The sequence below is a fragment of the Phascolarctobacterium succinatutens genome, from assembly GCF_958453765.1.
In the GTDB taxonomy this organism is placed as follows: Bacteria; Bacillota; Negativicutes; order Acidaminococcales; family Acidaminococcaceae; genus Phascolarctobacterium_A; species Phascolarctobacterium_A succinatutens_B.
This window is the reverse complement of record NZ_CAUDZA010000026.1, coordinates 1-18,097: the sequence shown is the minus strand read 5'-3', so window position 1 is coordinate 18,097 and position 18,097 is coordinate 1. Positions and strand designations below refer to the sequence as shown.

Annotated in this window: 21 protein-coding genes and 1 riboswitch; of the genes, 9 read left to right on the top strand and 12 right to left on the bottom strand. The window is 46.8% G+C overall.

Going from position 1 to position 18,097, the window contains the following annotated elements:
- Positions 1-44: 44 nt before the first annotated feature.
- A riboswitch (ZMP/ZTP riboswitch) is annotated at positions 45-123 on the bottom strand.
- 193 nt (positions 124-316) lie between these two features.
- Together Q7Q81_RS09225 and Q7Q81_RS11105 are read left to right on the top strand one after the other, a co-directional pair.
- On the top strand, positions 317-1,213 hold the full coding sequence (locus Q7Q81_RS09225; protein WP_304275529.1) for a radical SAM protein: 897 nt from the start codon (positions 317-319) through the stop codon (positions 1,211-1,213).
- 90 nt (positions 1,214-1,303) lie between these two features.
- Entirely contained in the window at positions 1,304-1,384 is an 81-nt protein-coding gene (locus tag Q7Q81_RS11105; RefSeq protein WP_363316971.1) for a putative holin-like toxin, read from the top strand.
- 120 nt (positions 1,385-1,504) lie between these two features.
- Here Q7Q81_RS11105 and Q7Q81_RS09220 read toward each other — a convergent pair whose 3' ends face one another.
- Positions 1,505-2,734: a M20 family metallo-hydrolase gene (locus Q7Q81_RS09220; RefSeq protein WP_304275526.1), complete on the bottom strand. Its 1,230-nt coding sequence runs from the start codon at positions 2,732-2,734 to the stop codon at positions 1,505-1,507.
- Positions 2,735-2,952: 218 nt separating this feature from the next.
- Between Q7Q81_RS09220 and uraA the strand changes: the two genes are divergently transcribed.
- Positions 2,953-4,200, top strand: coding sequence for a uracil permease (gene uraA / locus Q7Q81_RS09215; protein WP_303710786.1), 1,248 nt, complete (start codon positions 2,953-2,955; stop codon positions 4,198-4,200).
- Positions 4,201-4,294: 94 nt separating this feature from the next.
- Here the strand turns inward: uraA and hydG are convergent, their stop codons facing one another.
- Complete coding sequence (hydG, locus tag Q7Q81_RS09210; RefSeq protein ID WP_304275523.1) at positions 4,295-5,710, bottom strand: [FeFe] hydrogenase H-cluster radical SAM maturase HydG; 1,416 nt, start codon at positions 5,708-5,710, stop codon at positions 4,295-4,297.
- A gap of 60 nt (positions 5,711-5,770) precedes the next feature.
- On the bottom strand, positions 5,771-6,028 hold the full coding sequence (locus Q7Q81_RS09205) for a TM1266 family iron-only hydrogenase system putative regulator (protein ID WP_293388986.1): 258 nt from the start codon (positions 6,026-6,028) through the stop codon (positions 5,771-5,773).
- Between the two features lie 163 nt (positions 6,029-6,191).
- On the opposite strand from Q7Q81_RS09205, the gene Q7Q81_RS09200 reads away from it, so the two are divergent.
- Complete coding sequence (locus tag Q7Q81_RS09200; protein ID WP_021720039.1) at positions 6,192-6,392, top strand: hypothetical protein; 201 nt, start codon at positions 6,192-6,194, stop codon at positions 6,390-6,392.
- A 181-nt stretch (positions 6,393-6,573) separates the two neighbouring features.
- On the opposite strand, the gene rbr is transcribed toward Q7Q81_RS09200, so the two are convergent.
- The 7 genes from rbr to Q7Q81_RS09165 all read right to left on the bottom strand — a co-directional run bounded on the left by rbr (position 6,574) and on the right by Q7Q81_RS09165 (position 11,985).
- Complete coding sequence (gene rbr / locus Q7Q81_RS09195; protein ID WP_009144889.1) at positions 6,574-7,113, bottom strand: rubrerythrin; 540 nt, start codon at positions 7,111-7,113, stop codon at positions 6,574-6,576.
- Between the two features lie 66 nt (positions 7,114-7,179).
- Positions 7,180-7,614 carry a Fur family transcriptional regulator gene (locus Q7Q81_RS09190; RefSeq protein ID WP_246869331.1) on the bottom strand — a complete coding sequence of 145 codons (435 nt, stop codon included), beginning with the start codon at positions 7,612-7,614 and terminating at the stop codon, positions 7,180-7,182.
- A gap of 280 nt (positions 7,615-7,894) precedes the next feature.
- Entirely contained in the window at positions 7,895-8,959 is a 1,065-nt protein-coding gene (locus tag Q7Q81_RS09185; RefSeq protein ID WP_304275519.1) for a copper amine oxidase, read from the bottom strand.
- Positions 8,960-9,054: 95 nt separating this feature from the next.
- Positions 9,055-9,699: a fructose-6-phosphate aldolase gene (fsa, locus tag Q7Q81_RS09180; protein ID WP_304275517.1), complete on the bottom strand. Its 645-nt coding sequence runs from the start codon at positions 9,697-9,699 to the stop codon at positions 9,055-9,057.
- Positions 9,700-9,771: 72 nt separating this feature from the next.
- Positions 9,772-10,389, bottom strand: a complete 618-nt coding sequence (locus Q7Q81_RS09175; RefSeq protein WP_304275514.1) for a hypothetical protein — start codon at positions 10,387-10,389, stop codon at positions 9,772-9,774.
- An 88-nt stretch (positions 10,390-10,477) separates the two neighbouring features.
- On the bottom strand, positions 10,478-11,779 hold the full coding sequence (locus Q7Q81_RS09170) for an amidohydrolase (RefSeq protein ID WP_304275512.1): 1,302 nt from the start codon (positions 11,777-11,779) through the stop codon (positions 10,478-10,480).
- Between the two features lie 14 nt (positions 11,780-11,793).
- Entirely contained in the window at positions 11,794-11,985 is a 192-nt protein-coding gene (locus tag Q7Q81_RS09165; RefSeq protein ID WP_021720046.1) for a hypothetical protein, read from the bottom strand.
- 233 nt (positions 11,986-12,218) lie between these two features.
- Between Q7Q81_RS09165 and Q7Q81_RS09160 the strand changes: the two genes are divergently transcribed.
- Complete coding sequence (locus Q7Q81_RS09160; protein ID WP_304275509.1) at positions 12,219-12,932, top strand: SIMPL domain-containing protein; 714 nt, start codon at positions 12,219-12,221, stop codon at positions 12,930-12,932.
- A gap of 91 nt (positions 12,933-13,023) precedes the next feature.
- On the opposite strand, the gene Q7Q81_RS09155 is transcribed toward Q7Q81_RS09160, so the two are convergent.
- Complete coding sequence (locus tag Q7Q81_RS09155) at positions 13,024-13,329, bottom strand: hypothetical protein (protein ID WP_304275506.1); 306 nt, start codon at positions 13,327-13,329, stop codon at positions 13,024-13,026.
- Between the two features lie 366 nt (positions 13,330-13,695).
- On the opposite strand from Q7Q81_RS09155, the gene Q7Q81_RS09150 reads away from it, so the two are divergent.
- The 4 genes from Q7Q81_RS09150 (at position 13,696) to trpS (ending at position 17,267) form a co-directional block, all read left to right on the top strand.
- Complete coding sequence (locus tag Q7Q81_RS09150) at positions 13,696-14,058, top strand: helix-turn-helix transcriptional regulator (protein ID WP_304275503.1); 363 nt, start codon at positions 13,696-13,698, stop codon at positions 14,056-14,058.
- A gap of 130 nt (positions 14,059-14,188) precedes the next feature.
- Positions 14,189-14,623 (top strand): DUF3887 domain-containing protein, encoded by a 435-nt coding sequence (locus Q7Q81_RS09145; RefSeq protein ID WP_293808049.1) that lies wholly within the window; start codon positions 14,189-14,191, stop codon positions 14,621-14,623.
- A 115-nt stretch (positions 14,624-14,738) separates the two neighbouring features.
- Positions 14,739-16,109 (top strand): sodium-dependent transporter, encoded by a 1,371-nt coding sequence (locus Q7Q81_RS09140; protein ID WP_304275500.1) that lies wholly within the window; start codon positions 14,739-14,741, stop codon positions 16,107-16,109.
- A 75-nt stretch (positions 16,110-16,184) separates the two neighbouring features.
- Positions 16,185-17,267, top strand: a complete 1,083-nt coding sequence (gene trpS, locus Q7Q81_RS09135) for a tryptophan--tRNA ligase (RefSeq protein ID WP_304275497.1) — start codon at positions 16,185-16,187, stop codon at positions 17,265-17,267.
- Between the two features lie 132 nt (positions 17,268-17,399).
- Here trpS and rnc read toward each other — a convergent pair whose 3' ends face one another.
- Entirely contained in the window at positions 17,400-18,095 is a 696-nt protein-coding gene (gene rnc / locus Q7Q81_RS09130) for a ribonuclease III (protein ID WP_304275494.1), read from the bottom strand.
- Positions 18,096-18,097: the final 2 nt, after the last annotated feature.

The following is an 18,097-nucleotide window of genomic DNA, read 5'->3' as shown; positions in this document are numbered from 1 at the left end:
GTCACTTAGACGAACAAAAAAACCGACACACTGGCACAAGAAAAAATCTTTGCCCAGACGGTCGGCGTGCTACCGGTCATACTCCCCTGTGGTAACCCACTTCCGTCAGTTATATGACCTAATACTAAAATTATAAGATGCCTCGTTGTTTTTGTCAATACCGGGCGATTGTGGTAGAATAATGGTATAACGAATTAGAGTGTTGCCCCCTTTAGTCTCGCTATCGCTCGACAGTTCCCCCAAGGGGGAACCAAGTATTCTTGTCTATACATATACCGAAAAGGCACGGCAAGCTCTTTTCAAAGGAGGAAATAATATGACTCTCTGTTATGTATGTCCGCATCGCTGCGGCGTAGACCGCCCTGAAAATATGTCTGATACTACAGGCTGCTTCGGCAGCTGCGGCGTAGGCCTCGCTCCGATTGTTGCCCGCGCCGGCCTGCATATGTGGGAAGAGCCCGTCATCAGCGGAACCAAAGGCAGCGGTACTGTTTTCTTTTCCGGCTGTAATCTGCACTGCGTTTTCTGCCAGAACTATGACATCAGCTGCAAGGGCTTCGGCAAGGAAATTACCGTTGAACGCCTGAAGGAAATCTATCACGAGCTTATAGCTCAGGGTGCACATAATATCAATCTCGTTACGCCCACCCATTTTACCGAGGCAGTGCTGCAAAGTCTGGACGAGCCTCTGCCGGTGCCTGTTGTTTATAACACCAGCGGCTTTGAAACGCAGGATACACTGCGCCGTCTTAAAGGCAAGGTGCAGATTTATCTGCCGGATTTAAAATACAGCGACGATATGGCTGCTATCAAATACAGCAACGCACCCTATTACTTCCGCATTGCTACCGAAGCTATTAAGGAAATGTATAATCAGGTAGGCGACTACCATATTGACGATAACGGTATTATGACTAAAGGCGTTATTATCCGTCATCTGATTATGCCCGGTATGCCGGACAACACCAAGAGAATTATCGATTGGGTTGCTGCCAACTTCAAGCCGGGACAAGTAATGTTCAGCCTGATGCACCAATACGTTCCCTGCGGCCGCGCCAACGAATATCCTGAAATTAACCGCAAGGTTACGGATGAGGAATACAAGGAGCTGGAGAACTATCTGCTGCAAAGCACTATCGAAGACGGCTTTGTGCAAGAAGGTGATGCAGCCTGCAAAGATTTCATCCCATGCTTTGACGGCACAGGAGTATAAAAATATATTTGCTTTAAATTTCATAAAATGATATAATTTTCGCATAGAGATAGCCGACGTCGGTTTCCTGCTGGAAAGTGGGGTGATGCTATGACTGTTTTTGAAGCACTTCAGCTTATGATAGGCTTTGCGACTCTCGTAGTTTTGATTTTATCACATCGCTCTAAATAAAGGCATGAAAAAAACCGCCTAACGGTTAGGCGGCTTCCTTCAAACTACAAATTTGCGAGGAAAGCCGACCTACCACAATCGGCTATCTCTATAATTATTATAGCAGTTTTTGCGCTATTGTCAATTTGCCTCCCGACGCAAAACCTCCGCCAGCACCTCAATTCCGCGACAGATATCCTCAGTTGAAGCATACTCTGCCGGATTATGGCTGATTCCTGCGCGACAGGGAATAAACAGCATTGTCGTGGGGCAGATTTTCGTCATATGCATAGCATCATGACCGGCGCCACTATTCATATGCAAGAAGCTGAAGCCCTTTTCTGTGCATATCGCTTCGCTCTGCGCGGCCAAGGCCTTATCCAAAGCAACAGGGCTGTCTGCTGTCAGCATTTCTATCTGCACGCCAACGCCGTCGCAGACAGCGACGTTTTCGGCCTGCTCGCGAATACTTTGCAGTACGCACTCAATGCTGGCTTTATCAACGCCACGCACATCAACCCACAGCGTAACTGCTCCCGGCACAACGTTAATCGAACCGGGCTCTACGTCAACCACGCCAACGGTACCGACACTGCCGTTGGCTTTTTCTGTTTCCGCAGCCTCGTTCACCGCCAAAATGAGCTTAGCAGCGCTGACGAGCGCATCACGGCGCATCCCCATCGGCGTTGCGCCGCTGTGGTCTGCCACACCTTTAATATGAATCTTAAAGCGTGTCGGTGCCGCAATATTATGCACGATACCAAGCTGGTGCTGTGTCTGCTCCAGCACCTTGCCCTGCTCTATATGCAGCTCCGCAAAGCATTTATAGCTGCCGGGAGCAATTACGGCATCACGATAAACGTCAGGATTGCAGCCCCATTCACGCAAGGCCTCGATAAAGCTGATATCACCCTTCTTGGCTCCCTTATTCATCTGCTCCGGCACTGCGCTGCCTGTCAGCAGCTTGCTGCCCATAGTCGCAAAGCCGAAGCGACTCGATTCCTCCGCACGGAAGATAATCACCTCAATACTGCGCTCAAGCTCCTCATCCTGCAGCATGTATAATGCCTCCAGAGCACCTACTACACCGCACATGCCGTCATAGGCACCGCCGTGGATAACAGTGTCCAAATGCGAGCCAGTGGCCACCGGCGTCAGCTGCGGCTGTTTGCCATCGCGACGCAAGAACACATTACCCACAGCATCGGTGCGGATTTGCAAATGCAAATCCTGCACCTGCTCCAACAGCCAGCTCTGAGCTTTTTTATCCAGCGGACTGTAGGCAAGGCGGGTAACGCCCTCTTCACTGTCCGTAAAAGCAGCCAAACCTTGTAAAAGCTTAGCTACACGTTCATGATTTACCTGTAACATTTTTATTCCCCCTTCATTCGGAAATAGCAACAAAAAATATATAATAAAGATGACAGCTTTATTATACTTGCTTCTTAAGCATCACACAAGAGCGGTACTTCATCTGAAAATCCGAGATTATGAAAAGTTTTTTACACTTTTGCTAAAAACTCCTTGCAATTAATGTAAAATCCACGTAAAATTATCATAGCAAAATTTAAGAAAAGAGGTTATTTATTTTGGAACGCAAAGTTATTCAAGTTGAAGAACGTCCGCCATTACTACTTAATATTCCGTTAAGTATCCAGCATCTGTTCGCCATGTTCGGCTCTACCGTGTTGGTTCCCTTTTTATTCAAGGTCAACCCTACCACCTGCCTGTTCATGAACGGCCTGGGTACCCTGCTCTACATCTTCATCACCAAGGGCAAAATTCCTTCCTATCTCGGCTCCAGCTTTGCCTTTATCTCTCCTGTACTGCTGATTATGTCCACCTCTGCCTATAACCATGCACAGTCCGGCTTTATCGTTTTCGGTCTGCTGTTCATGCTTTTCTCGCTGATTATTCACTGCGTAGGCACCAAATGGATTGATGTCATCTTCCCGCCGGCAGCAATGGGCGCAATCATCGCTGTTATCGGTCTGGAGCTGGCACCTGTTGCAGCTAACATGGCAGGTTTGACCGGTGATAACATTAATATGGTCAACGTGGCTATTTCTATGTTCACATTGGCGGTCGGCGTTATCGGCTCTGTTGCCTTCCGCGGCTTCATGAGCATCATCCCGATTCTCTTCGGCGTTGTCTGCGGTTATGTTTTTGCTGCTATCATGGGTATCGTCAACTTCCAGCCGGTAATTGACGCTCCTTGGTTCCAGGTACCGCATTTCTACGCTCCGGTTTTCGATATCAACGCTATTATGATTATAGCTCCGGCCGCACTCGTTGTACTGGCTGAGCATATCGGCCATCTCGTAGTAACCGGCAACATTGTTGACCGCGACCTGATTAAGGATCCGGGCCTCTCCCGTTCCCTGTTCGCCGACGGCCTTTCCAATGTTATCAGCGGCTTTGCCGGCGCAACTCCGAACACTACCTACGGTGAAAACATCGGCGTTATGGCAATCACCAAGGTTTACAGCACCTGGGTTATCGGCGGCGCTGCTGTCATGGCAATCATCCTTTCCTTCTGCGGTAAGCTCAGCGAGCTGATTCACAGTATCCCCGTTCCTGTTATGGGCGGCATCTGCATCCTGCTGTTCGGCGTAATCGCTGCCAGCGGCATCCGCGTACTGGTTGAACGTCAGGTAGATTACAGCAAATCCTCCAACCTCGTAATGACCTCTGTTATTATGATTATCGGCCTTTCCGGTGCGAAGCTCTCCTTCGGTGCCTTTTCCGTACAGGGCATGGTGCTGGCAACTGTTGTTGCTATTATTATGAGCCTTGTCTTCAAGCTCTTTGAATCCCTGCACCTGCTAAACGAATAAGACATATAAAGCACAAAACCGCTGCAGAATCTCTGCAGCGGTTTTTTAGTATTTACAACGCAAGCCTGCACCCGCAGGCCTGCCCTTTTTTATTTTAGAAGCGGAAATCTCTTTCACCCTTAGCAATCTTCTGCAGACGCTCGATGCAAACCTCACGCACCTTTTCCTGCGGAATATTCGGCAGCTCAGCCTGCACCAGCTTTTCGCCCAAGGCCTTCGTTGCCGGGGAAGCATAATCCTCCAGATATTCCTTCAGCGTAAGCAGCGCATTAGGATGGCAGCAGTTTTGAATCTGCTTAGACTTGCACAGCTCCATAAATCTATCACCTGTGCGTCCCGCACGATAGCAAGCAGTACAGAATGAAGGCAGGAAGCCCAATTCCATCAGCCATTCAATTACTTCATCCAAAGAGCGCTGGTCAGAAACGTCAAACTGCTCAGTATCGGTCGGGCGCACATCCTCGGTGTAACCGCCTACGGAAGTACGCGAACCGCCGCTAATCTGCGAAATGCCAAGATGCAGCGCTTTTTCACGCACAGCCTGATTTTCGCGTGTAGAAATAATCATACCTGTATACGGAACAGCAATGCGGATAATAGCAATAATCTTGCAGAAGGTTGCATCATCAATACCGTTATCAAAAACGCCCGGGTCGATATCGTCGGCGCGTTTGATACGCGGTACACTGATGGTATGCGGACCTACGCCATGCACTGCCTCCAGATGCTCGGCATGCATCAAAAGGCCGGCTAGTTCGTAACGGTAACGCTCCAAACCGAACAGTACGCCCAAGCCGACATCATCAATGCCGCCCTCCATCGCTCTGTCCATAGCCTCCGTATGGTAAGCGTAATTGTGCTTCGGTCCACGCGGGTGCAGGTTCTCATAGCTTTCCTTATGATAGGTTTCCTGGAAGAGGATATAGGTACCGATGCCTGCTTCCTTCAGTTTGCGGTAATTTTCTACAGTCGTAGCCGCAATATTTACGTTAACACGGCGGATAGCGCCGTTTTTATGCTTAATAGAATAGATAGTCTTGATGCAGTCCAAAATGTATTCAATCGGATTGTTTACCGGATCCTCGCCGGCCTCCAGCGCCAAGCGCTTATGGCCCATATCCTGCAGCGCGATAACCTCGGCACGTACCTCCTCCTGCGTCAGCTTTTTGCGTCCGATATGCTTGTTGGTTGCATGGTAAGGACAATATACGCAGTGATTGATACAATAATTGGATAAATACAGCGGAGCAAACAGCACTATACGGTTGCCGTAAAAGTCCTTTTTAATCTGCTCAGCCAGAGTAAACATTTCCTGCACCAGCTTTTCGTCCTCACAGGCAAGCAATACGCTGGCCTCACGATGGCTTAAGCCCTTGCGCAGCTTGGCCTTGGCAATAATCTGCTCCAGCAGCTCCTTGTTGTTTTTGTTGGCCTCAGCATAAGCAAGTGTGTCGAGGATTTCCTCATGACAGATAAATTCTTCGGCCTTCATTGATTTTGCATTATACATTTTGTCTCCTCCTTACAGGTCAGTAATATCTTTCCCGTCAGATAGTTGATATCCAGCAGTCTATTCCTTGGCAGTTACGTTGGAATAAGCAGTTTTGGCATTCACACCGGCAAGCAGCCCCAGCTTACCGCTCATAGCGCTGATAATATCCTGCGGCGCATCAACGGCAACGCAGATAATATTAACATTCTTCTGGCGATAGGGCAGGCCCATGCGGCCGATAATATAACTGCTGTAGGTGTGTAAAATTGCGTTAAGCTCTTCCACAGCCTCAGGCTGCGTTACAATCAGAGAGATAACAGCTACTCTTGTTTCCATACTTATCACCCTTCTCTTTTCGGAACTAAGGCACAATCTAAATCTGCTATATTTTGCTGAATATATCTATAATAGTATACCATATTTCACGAAAATTGTGGTATACTAAACCTATAAATATTTATCCGCTTGTAAACAGCTTATAACAAAAGGAGCCATTATAATGCTGAATATATTTTTTTCTTTATTTCTTTTGGGCATGCTGGTCGTTTTATGCGGCAAGGCAATCCGCCGCGCCATGCACCAGCAGCAGCCGTTAAACAGCAAGGAAGCTGCTTTGCTCATAGCACTTTCGCTCGGCTGTCTTTTCGCCCTGAACGCTGGCGTCAGCGCCGTCTACAAAACTCAGCTGCTTTTCTACTGAAAAGAGCGCAGCCCGGCTGCCGCAAATGCGGCAGCTTTTTTGCTTTACGCAAAAAAAGAGGCAGACAGCAGACTTACGCCTCGCTGTTTGCCTCTTATGCTGCTATTTTGTTTTACGTTCTGTCGCAGAAATCCCCATTAAAGCCTTTTAAAGCTTCTATAATTAATTCTGCTTCAGCAAATTAATAGTTTGTTACCTTCAGCTCGAAATAACCTTGAGGATGATCGCATACCGGACATTTTTCCGGAGCCTTTTCAGCGATAACAATCTTACCGCAGTTAGTGCAGATCCAAACCTTTTTCTCTTCACGCTGGAAGACACGGTCATTCTCGATGTTTGCTAAAAGCGCACGATATCTTTCCTCATGCTCTTTTTCAATCTTGCCTACTTCTTCAAACAGGAATGCAATTTTATCAAAGCCTTCCTCTTTGGCAACCTTGGCAAATTCAGCATACATTTCGGTCCACTCATAGTTTTCGCCTGCAGCTGCGTCCTTCAGATTTTCAATAGTCTGGGGAACAGCGCCGCCATGCAATGCCTTAAACCATAATTTGGCATGCTCTTTTTCATTACCGGCAGTTTCGGTAAAAATAGCGCCAATCTGGTTATAGCCTTCTTTTTTGGCTGCACTTGCATAATATTGGTACTTAGTGTGAGCCTGAGATTCTCCCGCAAAAGCGGTCTGCAAATTTTTTTCAGTCTTGCTGCCTTTTAAATCCATTTTCAATTCCTCCTCTTGAAAACGACGCAACAGCCTTCCCAAACTAAAGCTTATATAGCCTTAGAATCAGTTTTGGTCATCACCCAAAACATCTTCGCTTACAGGATGCTCTGCCATTTCCTTTTGGCATTCGGGGCAGATACCGCTGAAAACAATATCATGATGATTCATTTTGTAGCCGGTTACAGCAGCTACCTTTTCATCCATATCCGGGATATAATCAAAGTTTTCTACGTTCATGAACTTACCGCATTCAGTGCATTTGATGTGGTAATGTCTTGCGAGGATATGATCAAAACGATCAGCACCGCTAGGAACGGAAACCTTGCTCAGCAGACCGCTTTCAACCAAAGAATTAAGGTTGCGGTAAACGGTACCTTTGCTGATATCGGGATACTCCATAGTGATGCGGTCATATACTTCTTCAGCAGTAGGGTGATCTGCTAAAAAACGTACAGCCGCGATAACAAGTTGTCTTTGAATAGTGTTTCTTTTAGCCATTTTCATCATCCTTTATCAAAAATAATTCTCATTTAGAATTATACACCCTACGTCAAAATTGTCAAGTATTTTTAGTACCAATCTACAAAATAATCACAAATAAATTTCTACTTTTTTTGCTGTTGTCTAGCAGATAATCAATCCATTCTTAATTCTAAAATTACTCAAAAGGCAAAATATAACAAAGAATAGAAAATGCTTCTCATTAACACTTTATTCAAGACATGAAAAAATACTGTCGAAACTGTGTCCGACAGCATTAGTTAACCTATCTCATTATTTATTCAGTTTTCTCCCAAATCAGCTGCACCGGCAGATTAGATGCACCGGGAGGTGACCAGATAAAGCTGTATTCGCCTGCTTTCAGCTGAGCAAGCTCAATCGCTTCCTCTATTTTCGAGCCTAAGCACACAGTGCGTTCAGGCAACGCCAACAGCTGACGCTCACCCTTAGTTTTGTTTTCCAGTACGCCGTAACCGGCAAACGGTCCGCCGATCGGATTCAAAATAAAGCTGATAGGCTTTTTGCCTGCAACGGTAAAGTTCACCTTATAGATAACGCCGTAGTTGCCGTAGTTTTCCGCAGGCAGTCCGGTAGTAGCATCAACGCCCTTGGCATAGCCCTCCTGTGACGTTGCCAGCTCCAGCATGAGCGGTTTTTCCGGTGCCTTGACAGGTTTTTTCAGCGTATAGTTCCAGTCTGCAGCCTCAAATGTACCGCGTAGCGGATGCTCGTCCATCGGCTGAATTGCGGCAGCTTCGTTAAACAGCTCCAGATCACTCTTCGTTTCACACATCAGCACACTCACCTCAACAGGCTTGTCAAAGTGCAGATCAACGGTTGCCGTGTACAGCTTATCCGTCGGCAGAATAATGCCGCGTCCGCTGAGCAGCTCGCGGCTACCGCCAAAGCCCAGCTTGCCCTCCTGCGGCTTTTGGTTTCTGTCATCAAAATATTCCTTTTGAGAGTTTTTGCCGTCACGCATATAATCATAGGCAAAGCCGGCTGCGCCACTGCGTGTTACCTTGTAATGCACCGGGCGCAGATTATCCGTATTCTTCAGCATTACCGCCAGCTTTTTCTTACCGGCAACACCATTGACATGATGCAGGAATAAGCGCACATCACCCTCAACCTTATCACGATAAAGTATACCGTTACGATAAACAGTTTCCGGACTGTCGCTGAAAAGCAGCTTCGGACCGTTGGCGACAAAATCCGCCTGCGCCTGCTCTGTAACATAATCCTCAGGAATAAACACCGGTCGTTGCTGTGCGCCTGCCACGTTCAGCATGCCACAGGATATAGTAACAAGAAAAGCCTGCAAGGCCTTTTTTAAATTCATCAAATCACTCCCTTGAACACACAAAAAAACTTTCCGCAGCCAAAATTATTCCCTATAATTAAGGCTGCGGACTCAGTAACAATATTCTAAGATTTTTACTTCAGGCTGTTTTGATAATCAGCCATAAACTGCGCCAGACCTTTATCTGTCAGCGGATGGACAATCATCTGCTCCAGCACTTTAGTAGGAATAGTTGCAATCTGACAACCGGTCAGCATAACCTTTTCCACGTGCTCCAGATTACGGATGCTGGCAGCAATTACCTCGGTAGTAATGCCATACAGTTTAAAGGCTTTGACAATGTTTTCTACCAGCTGTACGCCGTCTTCACCGATATCATTCAAACGGCCGATAAATGGGCTGACATAGCTGGCACCTGCGCGTGCGGCCAGCAAAGCCTGAGCCATGCTGAATACCAGAGTTACATTAGTTTTAATGCCTTCTGCGCTCAGAATTTTTACTGCCTTCAGGCCTTCCGAAATGCAGGGGATTTTGATAACGATGTTATCCGCAATCTTTACCAGCTTGCGTGCTTCCTCTACCATGCCATCGCATTCGGTGCTGATAACCTCAGCGCTGACAGGACCGGCAACCAGCTTAGCAATTTCCGGGATAACATCAGCCTGTGTACGACCGCTTTTGGCAATCAGGCTCGGATTGGTTGTAACACCATACACAACGCCCCAATCGACAAATTTGGCAATCTCCTCTACATTAGCAGTATCCATAAAAATCTTCATTTTTTTACTAACCCTCTTTGCAAATCAAATTCATATTTTTTGTTATTTATTATTGTGCTTTATCGTGCGTCCTTACGGAAGCACAACTACCTTATCCGCGTGAGTTTGCGCCGGCAAGCTCATGGTCATCATGCTGCTCCAAACCAGCAGCTTATCACCTTTTTTAATCTTAGCGAAGTCTGCGCACGCATTTGCATCAATCGTCGCAATAACATCATTATTGGTGTTGAGCACGGTTACATAGCTGCCGTCCTTAGCAAGACTTGCCTGTGCTACCTCAAAAAAGCTTGCAGGCTCTTCGCTGTCTTCAATCACAATCGCCAGAGCATGGCTTTGCGGCGGCATGCTGCGTGTCATGGTTGCGGAATAATAAGCAGTAACCTTCTGGCCTTCCTTTAAAGCATAGGGCAGACGCAACTTACCGCTGGCACCCTCCACAACGTAGGTATCACGGTCAACAATGGCTGCAACCATATTTCTGCTGCCCTCACCCTTAATAATGTACATGCCATTCTCTACAGCAACTATTTCGCCACGGGTAACATAGGTTCCCGGTGCGCGCATTACCTCAGGATTTGCCTGCACCTCGTCCAAGGGAGAGGATTGAGCCGCATCAGCGGCGAAAGCACTGCCGGCACCCAACAGCGCCATGCAGGAAAATACTAAAGCGATTTTTTTAAGTGATTTCATAATATATACCTCCAAGATATTGCTTTTGTTTATGTTTATAAGTATAGCATAAGATTATGGCAAAATCATGGCAGTTTTAATTAATTCTTTACTTGTTGCTGAAATGTACAGCGATTTCCGTAACGGTAGCAGCAGCCTTCCACAGGCAATCCTCATTAAAATCGAAATGACTGTTGTGATGACCTGCCGCAATCTTAGTGCCGTACATCATGTACAGGGCACGGCCGCCGTGTTGCTGTACGCGCTCCATGAAGTAACCGCAGTCCTCGCTGCCGCCCATGTCCACATATTCAACAACCTCGTCATAATGACATTTTTCCTCAATCAGCTCTGCTACCTCATGGCCCAGCTCCTTGTCAGCAAAGCAAGCAGGTGCAGCACCGGCCATAGTGATTTTTACCTTAACATCATACATTGCAGCGCAGGCGTTAAGAATACGTTTAGCTTCCGTAACCATGTATTCATCAATTTCGGTAGTAGCACCGCGTGTTTCCAGCTTAATAGCAGCGATATCAGGCACTACGTTGCGGCCGGTGCCGGCGTTGAGCACACCTACATTAATACGGCTGGAGCCCTTGCTGTGACGGGGAATAGTATTCAGGGAAATTGCAGCCTGTGCTGCTGCCAGCAAAGCGTTTTTGCCCTGCTCCGGTGCTGCGCCTGCGTGGGCAGATACACCGGTAAATTCCGCATCGAGCTTCGTAGTTGCCAGAAAACCGTCAGTCATCGTTACCAAGCAGTTATTTGTAGTAGCCTTAAATCCGATATGACCGCCGAACAGATAATCGACATCGTCAACTACACCGGCGTTCATCATAGCGAAAGCACCGCGTACACCTTCCTCCGCAGGTTGGAAAATCAATTTAACGGTGCCTGCCAAACGTGCTTTATTAGCAGCAAGCAGCTTTGCTGCCGACAGGCCGATAGTTACGTGACCGTCATGACCGCAGGCGTGCATAGCCTTTTTATGTTCGGAAGCAAAGCCTTCCTTTGCCGGGCGATGCTCGTCGCAGCGCTCCTCTTCTACATCGTTGCAGTCCATATCAAAGCGGAAGGCAACTGTTTTACCCGGTTTATCTGTTTTAAGAGTTGCCACGATACCGGTCTTGCCGCCTGCCATCTTCTTTACCAGCTCCGGATCCGCACCTTCGTTGATTGCTCTTTGCATATAATCAGCCAGCTCTGCCTCGCTCGGCACGCCCATCATAGATTTTTCGTCAATAACGTCAGCGCCGAATTTAACATCATAGCCAAGCTTTTTCAGCTCACCGATAATCATGCTTGCCGTACGGAATTCCGTCCAGCCTGTTTCCGGATGTCTATGCAAATCTCTGCGGCGTTCGACCATTTCATCTTTTAATTCTTCAGCCTGTTGCCAAATTGTTGCCATGTTTCTTACCCCCATTAAAAAAGTACAGTCTGCTCACTGTCTAAAGGCAGATAAACCTCACTCTTATCTTTTAAACGATTGTTATTATCCACCCACTGTCCGCACGGACATTGTATTACAGCGGTAGGCAGCGCCCAAGCCAAATGTTTGCCGCAATCAGGACAGATATATTCTACCTGCAGCCTGTCACGCTCTTTTTTCTTCATAAGTAAAGCGCACCTCCTGCTTCTTATTGCGTTTTTTATTATAGCACATTTGTACCATTAAGAAAATGCTTTGACGGCAGTAAGTGTTAAAAGTAAGTAAGTTAAGCAACTGCTTCATTTTATTTATCGCCGTCCTGCTCCTGGCGGTTCGTGTTTTTTCTGTGTCTTTCAGGTTTAACTTGTATTTATGTGCTATAATTAAGCTGATTCAATAACAGTCAGGAGGTTATATTATGACTAAGATTAAACAAATGCTTTGTGCTCTGTTTACCATCTGCCTGCTGCTTATCGGCAGTGCAAATGCCATGGCAGCACAGCCTGATACACCGAGCATCAGCGTCAGCGCCAACGCAAGCATTGAGGTGGCACCGGATACTGCCGTAATCAGCTTTGATGTCAACGGCAAGGGCCGTACCGCCGCCGAAGCAACAAGCGCATCTGCCGCCAAAATGGATAGTGTTAAGCGTAATCTGCTTGGCTGCAATATTCTTGGTAATGATATTACAACAACAAGCTATACTCTTTATCCAGATACCGATATCAAGGGTAAAATCACCGGTTATACCGCCAGCAACAGTGTGCGCATCAAGCTCAAGGATATCAGCAAGCTTGGTCCGGTAATTGATAAAATCAGTGCTGCCGGTGTTGATACGATCAATAATATTTCCTTCAGCGTCAGCAACAGAGAACTTTACCGCAACAAGCTGCTGGCTCAGGCTGTAGAAAACGCACGCCAGCAGGCTGCCGTTGTTGCCAATGCCGGCGGACGCACGCTCGGCAAGCTGCTGAGCGCCAACATCAGCACCTACAGCGGCGGCATGGAGCGCTCCTATGGCAACATGAAGCTGATGGCTGCTGCCGACAGAGCTGCTTCCCCAGAAACAAGCATCGCTGCGCAGGAAATTACGATTAAAGCCAATGTTGATACCGTTTTCGCCATGGAATAAATTGCTGCAAGCTAAAAACTGCTGCCACGCGTCACAGACGCAGGGCAGCAGTTTTTGCTTTAGCAGGATTCACCTGCCTTATTACACTATTTTATTTTTTCTTCGGAAGCTTATATTCCTTCAAAGCCTGAAACAGCTCCGCACTTCCGGGTGCATATTGAGCACACAGCTCCTTGAGCGCAGCAAAGTTTTTCAGCTCTACGCCCCACAAAAAGCAGTCAGCATCATCATAGGCAGCAACAACGATAAACTTTTTGGCATCCAGCGGTGTTTTGCCCAAATCATCCGTCAGCATAATATAATCCGTGCCAAAATCCATACCATAAACCGTAATATTTTCTTCCGGAGTAGAATCCTCCCAAAAGCCAAGTTGATCAAAATCAGCAGCAGTAAGCATAATACACCTCGTTTTCATATAATCTAGCCTTAATATAACACGTTGCGCTATCATTTGCAACTTTAGCTGATGACATAGTATAACTTATCTTTATGCCGCTGACTCGGCTCCTTATTCAGTCAAAATATGGTTTACTATTTTTTATTATCAGTTAACAATACAAAAATAATTAGAGAACATATTTTGTAAATAAAATTTATCTTTTTTTATAAAAATACTGCCCTATCCTACCCGAAATCGCCATTTGGTGTAGGGACATTTAGGTATAAATATGTCATAATATACTTGAAGGACGAAGCAACGGCTCGCGTTCATACAGAGGATGATAAAATATGCTATTGTTAAACAGCAGCCGGAGGTGTTATTATGGCAAGCTTAACTGTAAATCCTGACTACAAGCTTATCGGCAACAATATCAAACAGATGCGTACCAAATCGCAGGTATCGCAGCAAAACCTGGCAAAAGCGATTAATATTTCCCAAACCCACATGAGTAATCTGGAAAACGGTAAAACAGGCGTAAGCCTGGCAATTGCCATCCGTATATCCCAACATCTTAAATGCAGCCTGGATGAGCTGATTTTCGGCACGGCTAAAAAATCTTATCCGGCAGCAGGCAAGCCATTGAGCGACCACACTGTTGATGAATTCAACCAGCTTTTGAAGCGCTCTCTGGCAGAAATGATGTTTCAATGCCTGCAGCACCCGGAAGAGAAACAGGCAAAATAAGAAAGCAGCTTTACTGCACTTCTAAGCTGAATTTTTTCAAAAATCACTTTAAAAGTCTTTACTAAATGAGAAAAAACAGTTATGATTATATATAAGGCTTTTAAGCTATCTATAATTGGAGGTAATGTAAATGAAAAAATTAGTATTAGTATTAACCATGCTGCTCGCCTTTGCTTGCAGCAGTCTGGCCTTTGCTGCTGACGGCGGCGATTTGAACAAGGAGCAGAAAACCGCTGAAAAGATGATGACCTCTCTCGATGTGGATGCTGCTGCCGGCTATGCTGCTCTTGCTCCCACACTGAGCGCTGATCTTAACAAAGCTCTGGGCGAGAAAAACTTTGCTGCTATCCAAAGCCAGGTAAAAAAACAATTCGGTTCTTTGAAAGAAACCAAATTCCATAGCTTTGAGCGTTTTGACCAAGGCGACAGAGTAACCTATATTGCAGCCTTCTCTAAAGAAAATGTTGTTATCATGACCTTCATGTTTGGCAAGGATGCCAAACTGCAAAACTTCAGCTTCTCTCCGTACAAAGCTCCGGAAAAAGCTCCTGCTGAAAAGAAATAATTCTCTTTGAACTGCATCCTGCCAAAGTGTGGGATGCAGTTTTTTTATTGCTTATAACCAACCTTTCGCTTATAATTAAATTATCCAAAATTTTTTAGGGAGTAGGTATATATTTATGGAAAGAGAAAGCTTTTCCTCACGCCTTGGCTTTATTTTAATATCTGCCGGCTGTGCTATCGGCTTAGGCAATGTCTGGCGTTTCCCGTTTATTACGGGCTTATACGGAGGTGCCTCCTTCGTTTTAATTTATCTTTGCTTTTTGCTGCTTTTGGGCTTGCCCATCATGGTAGCGGAATTTGCGGTCGGCCGTGCGAGTGTACGCAGCGCGGCAAAATCATTCGACGTACTGGAGCCTGCCGGTACAAAATGGCATCTTTATAAATACGGTGCTATTGCCGGCAATGTTCTCCTGATGATGTTCTACACCACTGTTTCCGGCTGGATGCTGTATTATTTCTACAAAATGGCTGTCGGCGGCTTCGTGGGACTGGACGCAAAAGGTGTCGGCAACGTGTTCGGCAGTCTGCTGAGCGACCCCGTAACCATGGCAGGCAATATGATTATAATTGTTTTCTCCTGCTTCGGTGTCTGCTATTTGGGCGTAAAGGCCGGCGTTGAGCGCATCACCAAAAATATGATGGCCTGCCTGCTGCTGCTAATGCTGATTTTGGCAGTAAACTCCATTACTCTGCCCAACAGTGCTGCAGGCCTTAAATATTATCTCTATCCTGACTTCAACAGAGTTCTGGAGCACGGTGTCCGTGAGGTAGTCTTCGCCGCTATGGGACAGGCCTTCTTTACGCTGAGCCTTGGCATCGGCGCACTGGCTATCTTCGGCAGCTACATCGGCAAGGAACAGCGCCTGACGGGTGAAGCAATGTGGATTATGGCACTGGATACCTTTGTTGCAATTGTTTCCGGCCTGATTATCTTCCCGGCCTGCTTCAGCTTCGGCATCAATCCCGACAGCGGTCCGAACCTGCTGTTCATCACCCTCCCCAATGTGTTCAACGCTATGAGCGGCGGCCGTATCTGGGGTACTCTGTTCTTCCTGTTCATGCTTTTCGCAGCCATGTCTACAGTAATCGCTGTATTCGAAAACATTACCTCCTGCATCTGCGATTTAACCGGTTGGGAGCGCCAAAAAACTATTCGCTTTAACATTATTGCGATTATCCTGCTTTCCCTGCCCTGCGTGCTGGGCTTCAACCTGTGGGGCCACATTCAGCCCTTAGGCAAAGGCACCTGCATTCTTGACCTCGAAGACTTCCTTGTCAGCAACAATTTGCTGCCCTTAGGCAGTCTGATTTACCTCAGCTTCTGCACCAGCCGTTACGGTTGGGGCTGGAATAACTTTATTGCAGAGGCAGATACCGGTAAGGGTATCCCCTTCCCCAAATGGATTCGCTTCTATGCTACCTACATTCTGCCGCTGATAGTGCTGTATATCTTCTTCAACGGATACTATGCTATGTTCGTAAAATAAGCTTGCGTTGACAGTTTACGTCGGTGCATTTATAATTATTATATAAATATAAGAACAAAAAGAGGTAAGACTAATATGAGTAAAATTATCCTGACCGGCGACCGTCCTACCGGACGTCTGCATGTAGGCCACTATGTAGGCTCTCTGCGCCAGCGTGTACAGCTGCAAAATTCTGGTGCATACGATAAGGTATATATCATGATTGCTGATGCCCAGGCGCTTACAGACAACGCTGAGCATCCGGAAAAGGTGCGTAAGAACATCATCGAAGTAGCCCTGGATTATCTGGCATGCGGCCTTGATCCTGCTAAATCTACCCTTTTCATTCAATCCATGGTACCGCAGCTTACCGAGCTGACCTTCTACTATATGAACCTGGTAACTGTATCCCGTCTGCAGCGTAACCCGACCGTCAAGAACGAAATAAAAATGCGTAACTTCGAAGCAAGCATTCCTACCGGCTTCTTCTGCTATCCTATCAGCCAGGCTGCAGATATCACCGCTTTCCGCGCTACTGTAGTCCCTGTAGGCGAGGACCAGCTGCCGATGCTGGAGCAATGCAAGGAAATCGTGCACAAGTTCAATTCTGTTTACGGCGAAACACTGGTTAACCCGGACATCATGCTGCCGCAAAACGATGCCTGCCTGCGTCTGCCCGGCATTGACGGCAAAGCCAAGATGAGTAAATCCTTGGGCAACTGCATTTATCTTTCCGATGAACCGGAGGATATCAAAAAGAAGGTTATGTCCATGTACACCGATCCTGACCATGTACGCGTAGAGGATCCCGGTAAGATTGAAGGCAACACTGTTTTCACCTATCTGGATGCTTTCAGCACCGAAGAGCACTTTGCCAAATTTCTGCCGGACTACGCTAACCTGGACGAGCTGAAGGCTCACTACAAACGCGGTGGCCTGGGTGACGTAAAGGTTAAGAAGTTCCTCAACAACGTGCTGCAGGACGTTCTGGAGCCCATCCGTGAGCGCCGTCACTATTGGGAGCAACGCATTCCTGAGGTTTATGAAATCCTTCGAGCAGGCAGCAAAGAAGCTGAAGCAGCCGCTGCTGCAACACTGCATGACGTACGCGAGGCAATGCGCATCAACTACTTTGATGACGAAGCTCTGATGAACCAGCCCTACGAAAAACAACACTAAGCAATAAACTGCAATCCCCTCTTTCCGAACAGGAAGAGGGGATTTTTTGTGCGTTGCAAAGCGTAAAGCATTACTGCCTGCGGGCAAAATAAAAGACCTACGGTATTTCTACCGTAGGCTAATATTGTAATGTTATTCCTGATTCCTTACATGCAGCTGTGCCAGCGCCTGCTTAGCAGCATGCTGCTCCGAATCTTTTTTAGTGCGACCGCTGCCCTCGCCGATAACAGTATTACCCAACATTACCTGAGAAGTAAATACCTTATTGTGCTCCGGACCGGTGCTGCCTAAAAGAACATAATGAATATCTGCATCGCCGTCACGCTGCAGATACTCCTGCAAACGTGTCTTGTAATCATTAAAGATACCATGGCGACAGATGAAATCTATTTCCGACTGCATCATACCCAGCAGGTAGGTCTGTACGACCTCAAAGCCCTGATCCAGGTAGATGGCACCCAAAACAGATTCAAAAGCATCAGCCAGAATGGAGGGGCGCTCGCGTCCTCCGCTCAGCTCCTCGCCCTTACCCAGCTGCAGATAATCACCCAGATGAATCTTTTTGGCATATTCATACAGAGAGCCTTCGCAAACCAGATAAGCACGTAGCTTGGTGAGCTGGCCTTCAGCCAAATCAGGAAAGTTCTTATACATGTAGGTGCTCACGATAACGCTGAGCACGGAATCACCCAAAAACTCAATCCGCTCATTATGATGCGGTTTAGGATACTGCTTAGCTTCATGGGCATAAGATGTATGGGTCAGAGCCATATCAAGAAGCTCTAAATCATGCATATGGATACCCAGCCCCTGGCAGAAGCTCTGCAGCT